The organism is Sphingomonas sp. YR710 (assembly GCF_900101455.1).
Classification (GTDB): Bacteria; Pseudomonadota; Alphaproteobacteria; order Sphingomonadales; family Sphingomonadaceae; genus Rhizorhabdus.
Map to the genome: position 1 here is coordinate 106,846 of NZ_FMZJ01000012.1, position 17,765 is coordinate 124,610.

The 17,765-nt window shown below is 65.4% G+C and carries 14 protein-coding genes; 9 read left to right on the forward strand and 5 right to left on the reverse strand.

Annotated elements, in window-relative coordinates:
* Positions 1-53: 53 nt before the first annotated feature.
* On the reverse strand, positions 54-1,508 hold the full coding sequence (locus BLS13_RS14800) for a DcaP family trimeric outer membrane transporter (protein ID WP_256325906.1): 1,455 nt from the start codon (positions 1,506-1,508) through the stop codon (positions 54-56).
* Between the two features lie 185 nt (positions 1,509-1,693).
* Between BLS13_RS14800 and acs the strand changes: the two genes are divergently transcribed.
* Positions 1,694-3,643 (forward strand): acetate--CoA ligase, encoded by a 1,950-nt coding sequence (acs, locus tag BLS13_RS14805; protein WP_093453270.1) that lies wholly within the window; start codon positions 1,694-1,696, stop codon positions 3,641-3,643.
* Positions 3,644-3,652: 9 nt separating this feature from the next.
* Entirely contained in the window at positions 3,653-4,282 is a 630-nt protein-coding gene (locus BLS13_RS14810) for a response regulator (protein ID WP_093453272.1), read from the forward strand.
* Here BLS13_RS14810 and BLS13_RS14815 read toward each other — a convergent pair.
* Entirely contained in the window at positions 4,259-7,615 is a 3,357-nt protein-coding gene (locus BLS13_RS14815) for a PAS-domain containing protein (protein WP_093453273.1), read from the reverse strand. The genes BLS13_RS14810 and BLS13_RS14815 overlap by 24 nt on opposite strands.
* A gap of 266 nt (positions 7,616-7,881) precedes the next feature.
* Positions 7,882-9,081, reverse strand: a complete 1,200-nt coding sequence (locus BLS13_RS14820; RefSeq protein ID WP_093453275.1) for an MFS transporter — start codon at positions 9,079-9,081, stop codon at positions 7,882-7,884.
* 185 nt (positions 9,082-9,266) lie between these two features.
* Here BLS13_RS14820 and BLS13_RS14825 point away from each other — a divergent pair, with 185 nt between their 5' ends.
* A complete protein-coding gene (locus BLS13_RS14825) occupies positions 9,267-10,163 on the forward strand; it encodes a LysR family transcriptional regulator (RefSeq protein WP_371128211.1) in 897 nt (298 codons plus the stop codon).
* 46 nt (positions 10,164-10,209) lie between these two features.
* Here the strand turns inward: BLS13_RS14825 and BLS13_RS14830 are convergent, their stop codons facing one another.
* Entirely contained in the window at positions 10,210-12,078 is a 1,869-nt protein-coding gene (locus BLS13_RS14830; protein WP_256325907.1) for a DUF885 domain-containing protein, read from the reverse strand.
* A gap of 65 nt (positions 12,079-12,143) precedes the next feature.
* Here BLS13_RS14830 and BLS13_RS14835 point away from each other — a divergent pair, with 65 nt between their 5' ends.
* From BLS13_RS14835 to BLS13_RS14860, 6 genes are all read left to right on the forward strand, one after another.
* Entirely contained in the window at positions 12,144-12,881 is a 738-nt protein-coding gene (locus BLS13_RS14835) for an enoyl-CoA hydratase/isomerase family protein (RefSeq protein ID WP_093453280.1), read from the forward strand.
* The gene (locus tag BLS13_RS14840) at positions 12,878-13,612 is read left to right on the forward strand and encodes an N-formylglutamate amidohydrolase (RefSeq protein WP_093453281.1); all 735 of its coding nucleotides are present in this window, start codon (positions 12,878-12,880) and stop codon (positions 13,610-13,612) included. The genes BLS13_RS14835 and BLS13_RS14840 overlap by 4 nt, the downstream gene beginning before the upstream one ends.
* 35 nt (positions 13,613-13,647) lie before the next feature.
* Positions 13,648-14,016, forward strand: a complete 369-nt coding sequence (locus BLS13_RS14845; RefSeq protein ID WP_093453283.1) for a hypothetical protein — start codon at positions 13,648-13,650, stop codon at positions 14,014-14,016.
* Positions 14,013-15,392 carry an NAD(P)H-hydrate dehydratase gene (locus tag BLS13_RS14850; protein ID WP_093453284.1) on the forward strand — a complete coding sequence of 460 codons (1,380 nt, stop codon included), beginning with the start codon at positions 14,013-14,015 and terminating at the stop codon, positions 15,390-15,392. Before BLS13_RS14845 ends, BLS13_RS14850 begins: the two co-directional genes overlap by 4 nt.
* A complete protein-coding gene (locus BLS13_RS14855) occupies positions 15,389-16,582 on the forward strand; it encodes a class I SAM-dependent RNA methyltransferase (RefSeq protein ID WP_093453286.1) in 1,194 nt (397 codons plus the stop codon). Before BLS13_RS14850 ends, BLS13_RS14855 begins: the two co-directional genes overlap by 4 nt.
* A gap of 127 nt (positions 16,583-16,709) precedes the next feature.
* Entirely contained in the window at positions 16,710-17,315 is a 606-nt protein-coding gene (locus BLS13_RS14860) for a hypothetical protein (RefSeq protein WP_093453287.1), read from the forward strand.
* Here the strand turns inward: BLS13_RS14860 and BLS13_RS14865 are convergent, their stop codons facing one another.
* On the reverse strand, positions 17,316-17,750 hold the full coding sequence (locus BLS13_RS14865; protein ID WP_093453289.1) for an MAPEG family protein: 435 nt from the start codon (positions 17,748-17,750) through the stop codon (positions 17,316-17,318).
* Positions 17,751-17,765 lie beyond the last annotated feature (15 nt).

Genomic DNA, 17,765 nt, shown 5'->3' on the forward strand with positions numbered 1-17,765 from the left:
CGTGGCAGCGATTGCCACCCCGCCATGCTTCGATTTGCTCTTACGCTTGCCGTTCAGAAACCATATTTCGCGGCGAATTCCAGCCGCCCGACGGCCCCCGAGACGCCTGATACAAGCTCGCGCTCGCCGTGGCGATATTCGACACCCAGATCCACATTTTTGACCGGTGAATAGAACAGGTTCCCCGCCACGCTCCATGCGCGCTTGTTGAACGTGGCAAGATTGGCGGCTTGCAGCGCGCCAGCATAAGAGACCTTCTGGAAGCTGCCCATCAGGTTGATCCGCAGTTGGGGCGTGATGGGGATGCGCGCAGCTGCGATCGCCGCAAAGATCTTCACATCCTCCAGACGGCCGCTGGCGGCCACATAGACCGCATCAGGCGCAAAGTTCAGGCCGACGTAGCGGCCGATATCCTTGCCATACGTCGCCATGAACCGAATGTCCGACGTTTTATCATGGTTGAGCCACAGCTTTCCGGCGGCGGAAACCCCATAGCCGGTGGCGGTTGCGCCGACCCCGGCAGTTTCCAACCTGATTTGCCTGGCAAGCGCAGCAAGACTCAGCTCGCCATAGGTCCCGGCGACCGCCAGGCGGGCAGTGAAGTCCGGCAGGTGATCGGTGCCATTCTCGACAAGCGTCGGCGAACCGGGCGTCGCCGTGCTGCTTTCGGGATTCTCGACGGCAATGTTGAGGGTCACCGATTTCGTCAGCGGCGCGCTATAGCGTATCTGCGGCTGGCGAACGAAGACTGTGCCCTCGACGCCTCCCACATAGTCCGTGCTCTCGGGAAGCGCGCCGACATATTGGAATGTCGTCCACTCCTGTCCGAACGTGAACCGATCGACCGTCATGAAGGCGCGGCGCAGCGCCAGCGTGTAGCCGTTGGTGGTGCGCTGCGATCCGCCGCCCGTGATCGTCGGCGCGGCATTGGCGGTGGTCTGGAAATCGGTCTCGAGATAGCCTTTGACCTGATGGCCCGCGACGGTCGACGCGAAGTTCAGCCAGAGGCGTGTCTGCTTGGCGGTGGCGTCGGCATAAGTGGCTGCGCGACCGCCGGTGGGGATAGCCTGCGGCAGATAGAAATCGCGGCCGAGCGAGTTCGTCGCAACGGGGCCATCGCCGAAATGCGAGTTGGCGGCAATCATCTTCAGATAGCCACCGAGCTTGATGGTGGTGTTGCCGTCGCGAATGCCTTCGGGTAGCGGCGCGGACTCGAACCTGGCGAGCTTCGTCGCGGTCTGCGCGCTGCTCGTGGCCGCGGCGAGTGCTTGCGCCTGCGCGGCGGCGGCAGCCTTTGCCGCATCGTCCGCGGCGGTCTGTGCTGCGGCAATCGCGTGGGCCTGTTTACCACCCGCTTCCAACGCCCCGTGCATCTCGGCGATCTCGGCCTCGAGTTTCGCGACGCGCGCCTCGAGTTCGCTCTCATGTCGGTTCTTGGCCAGTGCTGCCTGTGGCGCAATCAATGCGCTTGCGGCAAGCAAGCCGGCGACGTTTCTCCAATTGCCCATACACATCCTCTCCCCGTGATCGGGCCCTTTGCGGGTGTGGCATTGTCTTCGAGGCGATAAGCGGGTGACAGCGCGACCATCGTCGATCGGCCTACGACGTTGGTCTAGGATAGCGGGGCGCGCGTCGGCGGCTAAACTCGTGGGCGGGAGTCGGGGAGCCCGACCGAGCGAGAGGATGGCTTCGAATGGCCGGCACAACCTATCCCATACCGAGCGAATGGGCCCGAACCGCGCTGATCGACAGCGCCGGCTATGCCGAGATGTATCGCCGATCGATCGACGAGCCCGAGACCTTCTGGGGCGATCAGGCACAGCGGCTGGACTGGATCCGCCCCTTCACGCAAGCCAAGCAAACGAGTTTCGACCGGGAGGATTTCGGCATCGCCTGGTTCGCCGATGGCACGCTCAACCTTTCGGCCAATTGTCTCGATCGTCACCTCGCCGCTCTCGGTGAAAACATCGCGATCCTTTGGGAGCCTGACGATCCCGCGACGCCAGAGCGCCGGATAACCTACCGTCAGCTTCATGCCGATGTCTGCCGCTTCGCCAATCTTCTCCGGGCTTGTGGGGTGCAGCGCGGAGATCGTGTGACAATCTATCTGCCGATGGTTCCTGAAGCGGCCGTGGCGATGTTGGCCTGCGCGCGAATAGGGGCGATCCACTCGATCGTTTTTGCAGGCTTCTCGCCGGAGGCGCTTGCGGGCCGGATCGAGGATTGCGGCAGCCGGATCGTGCTGACGGCGGATGAGGGACTTCGCGGCGGCAAGCGGGTCCCGCTAAAGGCCAATGTCGATGCGGCTCTCGGCCAATGCCCCGACGTCGAAACCGTTATCGTGCTGCGCCACACCGGGGCCGACGTGCCGCTGCTGGCCGGACGCGATCTCGACTGGCATGAATCGAGCGCCGCGCAATCGGCCGAATGTGCGTCGGCGGAATTGTCGGCCGAGGATCCGCTGTTCATCCTCTACACGTCCGGATCGACCGGCAAACCGAAGGGCGTGGTCCACACCACCGGAGGCTATGCCGTCTGGGCTTCGATGACGCACCAATATGTTTTCGATTATCGGCCGGGCCAGATCTACTGGTGTGCCGCGGACATCGGCTGGGTCACCGGCCACTCTTATGTGATTTACGGGCCGCTGATGAACGGCGCGACGACCGTCATGTTCGAAGGCGTCCCCAATTTTCCGGATCCCTCACGATTCTGGCAGATCATCGATAAATTCGGCGTGGAGATCTTCTATGGCGCGCCGACCGCCTTGCGAGCGCTCATGCGTGAAGGTGATCAGTGGGTACGCGCGACAAGCCGCAAGAGCCTGCGCCTGCTCGGCTCCGTCGGTGAACCGATCAACCCCGAAGCATGGGAGTGGTATCATAAGGTCGTGGGCGAGGAACGCTGCCCGATCGTCGACACCTGGTGGCAGACCGAAACCGGCGGGGCTATGATCACGCCATTGCCGGGCGCGACCGCGCTGAAGCCCGGAAGTGCAACGCTGCCCTTCTTTGGCGTGCGGCCCCTTCTGGTCGACAATGACGGCAAGCCGGTTGAAGGCGCGGGCGATGGCTGTCTCGTCATCGCCGACAGTTGGCCGGGGCAGATGCGGACCGTCTGGGGAGATCATGATCGTTTCTTCCAGACCTATTTCTCCACTTTTCCGGGGATGTATTTCACCGGCGACGGCTGCCGCCGCGACGAGGATGGCTATTATTGGATCACCGGTCGCATAGATGACGTGATCAACGTATCGGGCCACCGCATGGGCACCGCCGAGGTGGAAAGTGCGTTGGTTGCCCATCCGAAGGTTGCCGAAGCGGCAGTCGTCGGCATGCCGCACGAGATCAAGGGCCAGGGCATCTATGCGTTCGTCACCACCAACGCCGACGTCGAACCCGATGAGACTTTGCGGCGGGAGCTGGTGCGCTGGGTTCGTCAGGAGATCGGGCCGATCGCAACACCCGACGTCATCCAGTTCGCGCCTGCCTTGCCCAAAACCCGCTCAGGCAAGATCATGCGGCGGATCCTGCGAAAGATCGGGGAGAATGATGTCGGCAATCTGGGCGATACATCGACGCTTGCAGATCCCGCGGTGGTGGATCATCTCCTCGCGGGTAGGCCGATGCTGGCCGACGCATAGCGAGTTTTCGTGACAGACACTGTCCTCATCGCCGACGATCATCCGCTGTTCCGGCAGGCGCTCGCGCTGGCCGTGGGCAGGGTGCTGCCGGATGCAACGGTGATCGAGGCGGGCACATTATCCACGGCAGCGCATGCCGCCGTCGAAGCGGCCGATCTTCGCTTGATCCTGCTCGACCTCAAAATGCCGGGGGCGGTCGGCTATTCGGGCATCGCGCTGCTGCATGCCGAGCGTCCGTCCGTCCCGATCCTCGTCGTTTCGAGCGCCCAGGAGTCAAGCGCCGCGCAGGAAGCCCGAGCGTTCGGCGCGGTCGGTTTCCTGCGCAAGGACAGCGAACTCGCCGCCATCGAAACCGCGATCCGCGCGGCGCTGGGGCAGGCGCCGATTGCCGCGCAGGACGACGAGGCCGGCGCGATCGATGCGATTCGAAGCGATGTCGCCGCGCTGACGCCAGCCCAGCTCAAGGTTCTGCTTGCGGTGCTCGACGGCCAGCTCAACAAGCAGATCGCCTTTTCGCTGAAGATCAGCGAGGCCACGGTCAAGGCCCATATGACGGCGATCATGCGCAAGCTCGACGTTTCGAACCGAACGCAGGCGGCGCTCGTCGCGCGGTCGCTAGGCCTCGACCTGCGGCACTGAGATCGTCGCCAGGAAGGCCTCGATCGCCGCCGGCGACGCCGGCTTCGCGACAACTGTTACCCCCATTGCCGCAGCCTTCATGCGAAGTTCGGGACCGTCCTCCGCAGAGATGATCATGGCGGCGAGGCCCGGCGCTTCGTCGCGCATAGCAGCGATCAGGCTGAGTCCGTCCTCACCCCCGTCGAGCCGATAATCGGCCAGAACAGCGTCGACACGCCGACTGTGCGGAAGCGCGTCGGTGATGCCGATCGCGCCGATCGCGCGATGGCCTAGCCGCTGTAGCAGTGCGATACTTGCCTCGACGATACGGGGATCGTTATCGACAACCAGCAGGTCCAGGCGAATATGCGCGGCAGGCGCCCTGATGGCGGGTGCATCATCGGGACTGGTGGGCTCTTCGATCCGGCCATCGCGAAGCGCGGGCAGCGAGAGGCTGAATCGGCTGCCGCGACCGGGTATCGAGTGAACGCTGATCCTACCGCCGATCAACCGCGCAATCCGTTCCGCCAACGCCAGGCCGAGGCCGAATCCGTCAGCCTCCACCTGACCCAGGCGGGTGAACTCGGCAAAGATGGTTTCGACAAGGTGAGGTTCGATGCCGACTCCGCTGTCGACTACGTCGATGCGCAAGCGATCGCCACGGCGGCGGACGCCGATCACGACCCCGCCATGCTCGCAATAGCGTATGGCGTTGGCGAGAAAGTTCTGGATGAGCGAGCGCAGCAGTCCGGAGTCTGTATCGACGCGGCCCGGCATCGGCGCCAGCTTCAGCCGCAGGCCCTTGCGCTCGGCGCTTGGGCGGAAACTCTCGGCGAGATCGGCAAGGAAAGGGGCGAGAGTCAGTGGTTCGGGCCGCGCCTGCACGCCACCGGCATCGAGCTTGCTGATATCGAGCAGTGCCCGCAGCATGTCCTCGGCGCCGATAATCGCTCTCTCCACGCCCTCGATCAGCGGGGTGGCCTCGTCCGGGACATCGCGGGCCAGCGCGGCGGTGAAGAGGCGCGCGGCATGCAGAGGCTGAAGCAGATCATGGCTCGCTGCCGCGAGAAAGCGTGTCTTGTCGCGGTCGGCTTCAGCGAGGCGGCGATTGGCATCGCTCAACTCCTGCGTGCGGGCGGCCACGCGCTGCTCGAGACCCTCCAGCGTGCGGCGCAACTCTTCGCGTATGCGCACATCTTCCGTTGTGTCGGTGAAGCTCATCACATAGCCGCCGCCGGGCATCGGCCCGCCGACCGTCTTGAGCGCGCGGCCATCCGGGCGACGACGTTCGAACACATGCTCGCGCCCGCGCCGCAGGTGTTCAAGCCGCTTTTCTACATGGTGGGCCGGGTCTCCGTCGCCGAAGTCGCCACGCAAAGCGTTGTGGAGCATGAGGTCGGCGACCGGCCTTCCGACCCGCAGCAATCCCGGAGGATAGTCGAACAGAGCCTCATAGCGACTGTTCCACGCAATGAGATTGAGATCGGAGTCGACCACGGTGATACCTGCGTCCATATTCTCGAAGGTGGCGGCAAGCAGCTGGCGCGAGAAGCGCAGGCTTCGTCCACCCTGGTCGAGCAGTCGGGCGACCTCCGGCAGGCGCATCGTTCCGCTGGCGAGTGCGGATGTGATCAGGGCGTGGGCCGAAGACGTGCCGACGACGCTGGCGATCAGCTTCTGCGCATGCCTGGTCGAAGCGTTGTCGAGCGGCATCCCTTTTTGCGCTTGCGGAAATTCGGCACGGGCCCGTTCTTCGCCGACAAAGCTCGCGGTCAGTTCGAAGAGGTCGGCGAGATCCGCGACATGATGGCGGCCGCCATGGAGCCGAGGCAGCGCTGTCGTCTTGATCCTGCGCGCGGCGACAAGTGCATAGGCGGCGAAGTTGCACCCCAGGCTCCAGAACACGCCATGCACCAGCGGTGTCGCGCCGCCGATTCCGAATAGCTGCAGCGGGTCGAAAGCTGTGCTGGCAAGCCCGCTGAGCCAGGCTCGCGGCATGATCGGCGGAAGCGCCAGCGTGTAGAGCCAGAATGCCAGCCCGACACCAAGGCTCGCGCGGGCCGCAATATGGTCGCGGTCCCCACTATACGTCGCCAGCAACAGGTGCGGCGTGAACTGCGCCATTGCCGCGAACGCGATCAGCCCCATCGAAGCCAGCGATCGGGTCGGCGATACCAGCAAGCCCCATGTCAGTGCGAGGGCCAATATGATCAGGATCGCCTGCCGTCGGACCCGCAGCATATGCCGGCCCATCGCGCCGGATCCGCGTGCGGCGCTGCCCTTCAATATCGAAGGGAAGACAAGGTCGTTGGAGATCATCGTCGCGAGGGCGGTCGAGTCGACGATCGCCATCGATGCCGCCGCGCTCACGCCGCCAAGCAATGCCGCCGCGAGAACCAGACTGGCGCCGGAACTGGCGGGAAGCTGCAAGACATAGCCGTCGGCGACGATGCCAGGTTGCAGCAGCACCGTGCCGGCGAGCGCAATCGGTAGCACCATCAGCGCCATCACGGCGAAATAGCCTGCCAGCCCGAGGCGCGCGCGGACCAGGCCGTCGGACGCGCTCCCCTCGACGAAGCCCATGTAGAATTGCCGCGGGAGCGCCACGATGGCCATTGCAGAGATCAATGCGATCACGGCGACCTCGATCGAGAGGTGGCTTGGCTCGAACCGGTCGGCAAGCGCGGCAAGCCCGTGGCGCAGGCTGGCTGGATCGGCATTGATCAGCAACAGGCAGGCGAACAGCGCGACAACAGCCAGTGCAAGCAGCTTGAGCAGCGAGCCTGCGCCGATCGCGTAAACCAGCCCCTCGCTTCGCCCCGACAGTTCATAGCGCCGCGCGCCGAACAAGACCGCGAAGATCGCGAGCAGCGGCGCTGAAACCATCATCGCCGGTTCGACGACCGAGCGCCCCGAGACGATCGACATAGCCACACCGATCGATCGCAATTGCAGCGCGATATACGGAATTGAGCCAAGCAGCGCGATGATCGTCACCAACCGCGCGACGACGATATCATGCCCGAAGCGTGCGGCGATAAAGTCCGATACGGTAGTGGCTTTTTCCTCGACGACCGCCCTCGTCAATCGTTCGAGCAGGCGCGGCGCGAGCACCAGCACCAATATCGGTGCCGCGTAGATCGGCAAGTAGTTCCACCCTTCGCGCGCGGCAGTCCCGACCGCGCCGTAGAACGTCCAGCTCGAGCAATAGACGGCGAGCGCAAGCATATAGGCCCAGCGGCGAAGGCGCGGCCGATGCTCCAATGCCGCGCGCCGTCGCTCGACAAGGGCCGCGACCGCGAACAGCAGCAATATGAGGACGAGCGCCAGTGTCGCCGAAACGCGTAAAGGCATTCCCCACCCCGTTTGTCAGAAGGGCCGCAGGCACGACCTTTCCCGCAAGCCAGTCATCGTTGGGTCGACGCGCAAACGCCTCGCCCACATCGCCATTTTGCATCAAAATGCTTGGCGAAGTCCGTACGTAGATCGCCCAATGGATCGATGGTTGCAGAGGATCTGACGCGTGGCGCGTCGTGAAGCGGGAAGGGGAAATGTGTTTCGCGCCAGATCGCGATTCGGTGCTGAGTGGCCATCAATTCAAGCACCGGGAAGCCTGTTCATTATCGGCAGTCCGCAGCCACCGCCACGGTGTCGCAAAAACGCCGCGGATCTGTCTGGGATTTTCGCCGAATACTGGCAATAATCGCGACGAACCCGAGTGCCGACGCCGTGGCTCCGGCCAATGCCACGGTGGGAAAGCCCAGGCCGACAGCAATCACTCCACCGCCTACGGCCGCGCCGATCGCGTTGCCCAGATTGAACGCACCGATGTTCATCGCTGAGGCGAGGTTCGGCGCATCGGTTGCCGCGCGCATGACTCGCACCTGAAGCGGGGGGACCAGCGCGAAGCTCGCGATCCCCCACAAAAACACGAGGATGGCAGTCGGCGCCTTGAACGGCATCAGCATCGCGAAAGCAATGAGGATTACGGCAAGCGATGCCAGCGTGACGGCCAACGTCCGATCGACCGATCGATCCGCATAGCGCCCGCCCAGCCAGTTGCCGACGGTGAGTCCAACACCATAGGTCACCAACATGGCAGTAACGAAACCGAGCGACGCAGCGGTCGCCTCGCGCAGGATCGGCGTGATGTAGGTAAAGACCGTGAACATCGCGCTCGCACCGACAACCGTCAGGCCGAGCGCGCCCAGCACCGGTCCGCGTGAAAGCACTCGCAGTTCCGCCATCGCATTGCCATTTTCTGGCGCTGGCAGTGCGGGCAGGGTTAGCCGAAGCGCAGCCATCGTCGCGACGCCTAGTGCGGAGATGCCCCAGAAAGACGCACGCCAGCCCAGATGCTCCCCGACCCATGTCGCGAGCGGTACGCCGACGACATTGGCGATCGTCAGCCCCATGAACATTGCCGCAACCGCGCCGGCGCGGCGCTCCGCCGGCACGAGGCTCGCCGCGACGACCGAGCCGACGCCGAAAAAGGCTCCATGGTTCAGCGACGTGAGGATGCGTGCCGCGAGCAACATGCCATAGCTGTCCGATATCGCCGCCAGCAGGTTGCCAGCAGTGAAGATGCCGGCAAGCACGATCAGCAGCATCCGCCGGGGTATGCGCCCGGTCGTCAGCGTCATCAGCGGCGCGCCGATCACAACGCCGAGCGCATAGGCGCTGATTAACAGTCCCGCGGTCGGGATCGACACACCGAGGTCGCCCGCGATCACGGGCAACAGCCCCATTGGCGCGAATTCGGTCACTCCGATTCCGAAAGCCCCGATAGCCAGGGCCAGAAGGCCGGGATTTAGCTTCATCGATCGTTCCTCAGATCCAGTGGTGGGTTCAGCCTGGTCGGGCATCGCAGCCGCCAATTGGTCGCGACCTGCGGGGCATATTTCATGCCTGTTTCTCCAGTTGCGTTAGTGATGCATAAGTGGGCGATGCTCCGTTGAGCGATAAGCCGCCACTGTGACGAAGGACTTTTGATTTGAACGCAAAGATGGTCGTCGGTGTGGACCGGGCCCGTGCGCTGGAAATCTTTGCTGCGGTGATGCGCGAGGGCAGCTTTTCCGCAGCCGGACGCAGACTGAGCCTCACGCCTTCGGCGGTCGCGCGGTCGATCGACCGGATAGAAGAGCGGCTCGGCGTGCGACTGCTGCTGCGCTCGACCCGTACGCTAACGCTGACGGCGGAAGGGCAAGCCTATCTTCTGACCGCGCGGCGGATACTCGCCGACCTTGACGATGCTGAGCAGCAGATCGCCGATCAGGGAGCCCCGCGCGGGCGATTGCGCATCAGCGCGGCACTGTCGCACGGGCGGCTTTGCATAGTTCCGCTGCTCGGCGATTTCACGCAGCTCTATCCGCATATTCTGGTCGATATTGCACTGACCGACACGATCATCGATATCGCTGCCGGCCAGGCGGATGTCGCGATCCGGTTCGGGCCTCTCGCCGACAGCTCGTTGACGGCGCGCAAGCTGGGCGAGACCGGTCGCGTAATCGTCGCCGCGCCGGACTATCTCGCCCGCCATGGCACGCCGGTCGTGCCCGAAGACCTGCACCGCCATAATTGCCTCAACTTCAATTTTCGCCGCGTGGAACCGGTTTGGCCGTTCCGTCGCGACGGACAGGACTTCGCGCTGTCGGTGAAGGGCAACATCGAGGCCAACAATGGCGAGACGCTTGGCCAGCTTGCTGCAGCGGGCGTCGGAGTGGCGCGTGTCGGCGCGTTCAGCGTCGTCGAAGATATCGCCGCCGGCCGGCTGGTGCCGATATTGGATGCGTTCAATCCCGGCGATGCGGAGGCGATTCACGCGGTGTTCGTCGGCGGCACCAATACGCCCGCTCGTGTGCGTGTATTTGTCGATTTCCTACGCGAGCGCCTCGCCAAATAAGGTGGGCAACGGCCAGGAGTAACATGCGCCGTAACCCAGCACCGGCTCAACGCCGTCTTCGCGCCGGCACCACCAGCGGCTCGAGCAGATCGAGTGGCATCGCGCCATAGCCGAGCACCTTCGCGTGGAATGCGCGCAGCGAGAAGGCGTGGCCTTGTCGCGCCTTCATCCTGTCGCGCATCGCCAGCAGGCGAAGCTGGCCGATCTTGTAGCCGAGCGCCTGGCCCGGCCACGCCATATAGCGTTCGATCTCGGCCACCACCTCGCTCATCGGCGATCCGGTATTGGCCTGCATATAGGCAATCGCCTGTTCGCGGGTCCAGCGCAGCTGATGCAGCCCGGTATCGACCACCAGCCGCACGCAGCGGAACAGATCGTCGGCAAGCCGGCCGACATCGCCGGCCGGATCATGTGCATAAGCGCCGAGTTCGGAGGCCAACCGCTCGGCATAGAGCGCCCAGCCTTCCTGATAGGCGTTGAAGCTCGCGATCCGCAGGATCAGCGGCGCCTGCGGCAGCGAAAGCGCGGTGGCGCCCTGCGTGTGGTGGCCAGGTACGCCCTCATGATAGGTGAGGGTGGGCAGCGCGTAGCGGTGGATGCCGGCCATGTCGCGCAGGTTGATCCAGTAGATGCCGGGCCGCGATCCATCGAGCGACGGGCCATCATAATAGCCCCCCGGTGCGCTATCCTGCGTGGCGACGGGCACCGCGCGGATTTCGAGATGCTGGGTCGGGATCATCGCGGGCGGCAGGAACGCCGGTTGCCGGGCCTCCATGTCGCGCACCAGCCCGCGGACATAGTCGATCACGCCCGCGCGACCGGCATCATTGTCCGCGAATCGCTCCTTCGGATCATTGGCCAGCGCATCGAGCCGCTGGCGCAGGCTCCCTCTGGAGAAGCCCAGTTCCCTGAGCCGCGCGCCGATCCGCGCGGTAACGCGGCGGACCTGTTCGCGCCCGATCGCATGGATCTCGGCTGGGGACTGGCGGCTGTCGCCGACCGACAGGACGTTGGCGGCGTAGAGCGCTTCGCCGTCAGGCTGGGCCCACACACCGGCCTCGGCCCGGCCGCGCGCGGCCATGTCGGCGATCCGCTCGCGCAGCTTCGCGAAGGCCGGGCGCGCGCGCTTTTCGAGCGCGGTGATCGCACGCGTCTCCGCCGCCGCACGCGTCTGACTGTCGAGCCCGGCGGTGAGCATGCGATCGCGCAGCGAGACGATCAGCGGATGCTTATCAGCCGGGCCGGTCAGGAAGCCGTCGAGCACTGGCAGGCTTTTCTCGATCAGAATGCGCGGCGGCCGGCAGCCTTTGGCCTCGTCCGCCTTTGTCTTTTCGATCACGCCGGCAAAACCCGAAGCGAATCCATCAAGCTTTTCGATCCAGGCATCGACCTCGATCGGGCTCGACACCGATTGCTGCGCCATCATCACATTCGGAGTGTTGATATGCGGCCCCGAAATCGGGCTGATCAGATAGGGTTCGTGGCCCGAAAACCAGAATGGGTTGGGCCGGCCATAGCCGATCGCAGCGGTACGAGAGCCATTTTCCAGTACAGCTGCCGCGATCTTGAGCCGAAGCTCGCCGAGCGGATCGGCGGTACAGCCGATCTTCTCGATTGCGATCCCGGCCTCGCCGATCGCGGTGCGCCAACTCTCCTCGCCCTCGGGCGAATAATCATCCATCCGCCGAGCGAGCGGGCCGCCGCCCAGCGATGCCGGAACGCCGCCATAGGTGCCGATCTCCGGCGTATGATCGAGCAACGTGTCGGCGATGGCATCGAGCGGGTTGGTGATCGGGCAGGCCGGCGGTCGACGGCCGGCGATGGCAGGTGCCGTAGCCGCGATGGCACCGCCCGCCAGCATCCCGGCGACATCGCGGCGCGAGACATGGGTCAACACGTTTTCGGAAGGATCCACATGATATTCCTCGGACTGGCCGCCAAGTGGTGACATTTTCGCGCGCAAGCGGCAACAGGTCTGCCATGTTTCAAATCGAATCCATTGGCAGCGTCGCGCGGATCAGCCTGAGCCGGCCCGAAGCGCGCAATGCCATCGCCATCGCCAGTTGGGAGGGCTTCGCCGAGGCGATCGCCTCGGTGGGGCGGTCTGGCGCGCGCGTCTTGATCTTGCGCTCGGCGGTGCCGGGGATATTCTGCGCCGGGGCCGATATTACCGATCTTGATCGGCTGCACGCCGACCCAGCCCTGCGTGGCCATTTTCGAACGATGATGGCCCAGGCGATCGAGGCGCTCGCGGCTCTCCCGATCGCTACGATTGCCGCCATCGACGGCGGCTGTTTCGGCGCCGGCGTCGCATTGGCAATGGCATGCGACATAAGGCTGGCAGGGGCCAAAGCGGCGTTCGGGATCACGCCGGCGAAGCTCGGCATCAGTTATCCCGCAAGCGATGTCGCCAGGCTGCGCGCGCTGGTGGGGCCGGGGCAGGCGGCGCGGCTGCTATATTCGGCCATGACGATCGTAGCGATCGAGGCCAGGGCGATCGGTTTGATCGAAGAGATGGTGGACGATGCCGACGCCGCCGCGCAGGCGCTGGCGGCGACGATCGCGGCCAACTCCCCGTCGAGCATCGCTGTCCTCAAGCGCTCATTGGCCGGTGATCGGGCGTCCGACACGTTATTCGAAGATGCCTTCGGGAGTGCCAATTTCATCGAGGGTGTCCGGGCATTCCGTGACCGCCGCCGGCCGGATTTCACCGCATGACGGATGTCGTCACGCACATCGCCGGCGATCCGGAGAGTGGGCTGCTGTTGATCGCGGATCATGCGTCGAACGCGGTGCCCGCCGACATCAATCTCGGCATCGATCCCGTGCTGCTCGATCAGCATATGGCGATCGATATCGGCGTCGCGCCGCTTGGGGCGTCACTGTGCGCACGGCTGGCGATGACGGGCCTGCTCGGCGCCGTCTCGCGGCTGGTGATCGATCTCAACCGCGAGGAGCATGCGGCCGGGCTGATCCCGGTCGAAAGCGACGGCTTTGCGATCCCCGGCAATGTGCTGCTCGACGCGGCCGGGCGGATAGCGCGTGTCGATCGCTTCTGGCGGCCTTATCACCGACACCTTGCCAATGTGATCGCTGCACAGGCGCCGAAGCTGATCGTTTCGCTCCACAGTTTCACGCCGCGATTGTCGACCCGCCCGCAGGAAGCGCGTCCGTGGCAGGTGGGTGTGCTGTATAACCGCGACGATCGGGCCGCGCATGCGGGGATTGCCGCGTTGCGAGCGGCCGGCGTGATGACCGGCGACAACGAACCCTATTCGGGGCAAGTCCTCAACGCGACGATGAATGCCCATGCCGAGGCGAACGGTATAGCGTATCTGGGGCTGGAAGTGCGGCAGGATCTGATCGGCGACGAAGCCGGCGTCGCGCATTGGGCGGATGTGCTGGCGCCTGTTATCATGGCGGTGCGTGATCGCATCATGGGAAATTAGGCGATGCAAATCGATAAATGTCTCGGGTGCTTCATATGACCCGACCATCGAATCCCCTGTTCGTCGTGGCCCTGATATCGGTGACGAGTGGCCTCACCGCCTGCGGACACCAGGCCGATGCCGGAAACCCGACCGGCGCCGAGCCCATTCCCTGCCGCGCATCCGCCGCCCCCGCGCTGAACGCCGATTGCACGGTCGAGCGGATGGCCACGCCCGAAGGTACGACGCTCACCCTTCGCAATCCCGACGGCTCGTTTCGCCGCCTGCTGCTGGTCGGCGACGGGCGCGGGGTGATCGCCGCAGATGGGGCCGAGCCGGCAATCGTCGGGCCGGGCGATGCCAAATCCATCGACGTGGAGATTGGCGGCATGGTCTATCGCCTGCCCGCGCGGGTCACGCCATGAGCCCCCGGCCGATCCTGACCGCGGCCGAGACCAAGGCCGCCGAAGAGGCTGTGTTCGCCACGGGCGTATCGGTCGAGCAACTGATGGAAAAAGCCGGGACGGCGGTTGCCGAGGCGGCATGGCGCTTCGGCGGCCATCATCCGGTTCTGGTGCTGTGCGGGCCGGGCAACAATGGCGGCGACGGCTATGTGGTGGCGCGCGTGCTGCGCGAACGCGGTCTGACGGTGCGGATCGCCGCGACGGGCGATCCTCGCACCGATGCCGCTCGTACCGCACGCGCCAAATGGGCCGGGCCGGTCGAGCCGCTGGCGGAGGCTGCTCCTGCTTATGTGTTGATCGACGGGCTTTTCGGCACAGGCCTCGCGCGCGCGCTGGACCCGGCGGTGGCCGATCCGTTCGCGCGGCTTGCGGCCGGGGCGACGCGGCGGATCACGATCGACGTGCCGAGCGGAATCGGCACCGATGATGGCGCACTGCTGGGGCCGGCTGTCGCGCATCATCTCACGGTCGCGCTCGGCACGCTCAAGCCGGCGCACCGGCTGCAGCCGGCGGTGTCGCTAATGGGGCGGATCGTGCTCGCCGATATCGGATTGCCGCTGACGTCCAGGCTGACCGAAATGGCGAAGCCGAAACTGCCGGCGCCGGGCCCGGCTGATCACAAATATACGCGCGGCCACGTCGTGGTCGCGGCCGGCGCGATGCCGGGCGCGGCCTTGCTTGCGGCGATGGCGGCGCAGCGCGGCGGGGCGGGCTATGTGACGTTGGTCGGCGGCGGGCAGGGTGGGCCGGCCTCGCTCGTCCGCCGCGACGATGAACTTGCGGCGGTGATCGCCGATCGCCGGGTCGGCGCGGTCGTGATCGGCCCCGGGCTGGGGCGGAAGGATGCGGGCAGAGAACTCCTCGCCACCGCGCTCGCCGGGGGCCGCCCGCTGGTGCTCGACGCGGATGCGCTGGTGCTGCTTGCCGGGCGCCTTGACGTGCTGCACGACCTCGCTGCAACGCCGATCCTCACGCCGCATGAGGGCGAATTCGCGACCTTGTTCGGCGATCTGCGGGGCAGCCGCATCGATCGCGCGCGGGTGGCGGCCGCACAGGCGCAGGCCGTCGTCATCCTCAAGGGGCCCGACACCGTCGTCGCGGCGCCGGATGGCCGCGCCGCGATCGCACCGCCCGCATCGGGCTGGCTGGCGAGCGCGGGTACCGGTGATGTACTCGCCGGAATATGCGGGGCCTGCGTCGCGCGCGGGCTCGATCCGTTCGATGCCGCTTGCGCTGCGGTCTGGCTGCATGCAGAGGCGGGGCATCGCGCCGGCGCCGCTTTGGTCGCTGACGATCTGCTGCCGTATGTCGCGGTGGCACTTGGGACTGCTGCATGACCGATACCATCGTCCGCATCGCCTCCAGCGGCGAAGGCGTGACCGCCGACGGCCGCCACGCCCGGCTGGCCGCCCCCGGCGACACGCTGACCGCCGAGGGGCTGGTCGTGCCCGGCCCGCATCATGCGGTGCCGCCGTGCCGGCATTTTCCCAAATGCGGCGGTTGCCAGATCCAGCATGTCGACGATGCCGCCTTCGCCGAATTCCTCGTCCAGCGGATCAGCGGCGCGTTGACCGCGCAGGCGCTGACCCCGCCGCCATTTGCCGCCCCGATCCTGACGCCGCCCGAGAGCCGCCGCCGTGCCTCGCTGCGCGCAGAACGGTCCGGCAAGAGGATGGTGATCGGCTTCAACGAGGGCCGCAGCCACGATATCGTCGATCTGTCGATGTGCTCGATCCTGCATCCGGCCCTGTTCGCCTTGATCGCCCCGCTCCGGACATTGCTGCTGCCGTTGGTCCGCGACAAGAAATCGGCGGGTGTCCGGCTGACGCTCGTCGATCAGGGTGTCGACGTGCTGCTCGACAAGGTGAAGATCGAGGGGCTGGCCGCGATCGAATCGATCAACGATTTCGCGCGCGAACATAAATTGGCGCGCCTCTCGATCGAGGATGCCGACGGGTTTCAGCCGTATTGGGAGCCCGAGCCGGCGACTGTCACGCTGGGCGGAGTCGCCGTCCCCTTTCCAGCGGGTGGTTTCCTGCAGGCGACGGCGGAGGGTGAGGCTGCCCTGCTGGCGCGGGTGAAGGAGATCGTCGGCGATGCGCCTACGGTGATCGATCTGTTCGCCGGTATCGGCACCTTCGGCCTGCCTTTGTCGCAGCATGCGCGGGTAATGGCCGTCGAGGGCGCGCGTCCCGCCGCGACCGCGCTCAAGCTCGGATCGGGGCGTGCCCAGCGGCTGATCGCGGTCGAACTGCGCGACCTGTTTCGCCGGCCGATGGAGGTGACCGAGCTCAACCGCTTCGGCGCGATCGTGCTCGATCCGCCGCGCGCGGGCGCCTGGGAACAGATGGCGGCGCTCGCGGCCTGTACGGCGAAGCGGATCGCTTATGTCTCGTGCAACCCGGCGACCTTCGCGCGCGATGCCAAGGTGTTGATCGACGCCGGCTGGGCGCTGGTGGGCATCACGCCGGTCGGCCAGTTTCGGTGGTCCACCCACGTCGAGCTGGTGGCGGAATTCAGCCGCTGACGAATTTGGCGCAGGGGGCACGGGGCGATCGTTACGCCGCTGCTAAGGGCTTTGCCGAGGACGCCCGTTAATCATATTTTACGGCGCAGGTCGTACTCTTCCCGTAGTCCTTATGGCGGCGGGTGGTATGGCATTTTTGAAGTCTTTCCTGACAGGCACATTGCTGGCGGTCGCAGGGGCCGCGCATGCGGCCGCCCCTTCGCCAAGCCATTTCCGGCTTGCTTTGAATCTCAACGTGTTCGCCATTGGGCAGGATGTCAGCTTTCATCCCGATCGCTGGCTATCGCAGCTTCGTGGCAGGAGCTTGCTGGCGATCGTCGGCAGCCCGCGGATTGACGATCATCCCCGCCTGAAGCTGAAAAATTATGCTCTGATGGGGGATGTCTATACTTTGGGCAACGGTTTGCGCCTGTCGGCCGGCGTGCGCGAGGATAGCAATCACATGCTGCTGCAGGTGTCCCCGCAGCCGGGCAGGCCGGCCGATGAGGTCACGACCGGGCGATATGCGCCGGTCGTCGCCTTCGGCTACGGGCGCACGGTCGCTCGGGGCCTGTCCTTCGGCGGCGATGTCGGGCTGGTATTTCAGGGGCGGCAGATCACTCCGATGTCCGCATCGGGCAGCACGCTGATGACGCCGGCCGACATGGCGGGCGCGCAAGGCCAGTCGCGGCGCGACATCCGCGGGCATGCTTATGCCCCGATGTTCCAGATATCGGCCGCCTATCGTTTCTGATCAGGCGGCCGGCCCGGACAGGAGCAGGATCGCCGCCCGGATCGCGAGCAGCAGCAGAACGAGCGATCCCGCCATGAAGACGGCGAAGCGCAGCTCGACGATATTGACCAAGGCCTGCACCAGGCTGTGGATGACCCGCAGCGCCACATAGATCCACGCCAGCGTCGCGTTGATCCCGCCGCCGGCGCCCAGCAACGACAGAGTAATTGCCGTCGCGTAGAACAATGTCGGCTGCTCCATCAGATGATTGTAATTGTCGGCCTTCCACCGGACGCGTGGCGGGATCTGATCGATGAATTCGTTGTTCGGCCGGTTGCGATCATAGACGATCTTGAGCCGGAACATCGCCGGCAGCCGTGTGGCATAGAGCCATGCCCACATCACGAACGACCATAAGACCAGGCCGATGACGGCGCCGAGGATGGGGGTGTGCATTGTCCGTTCTCCTGT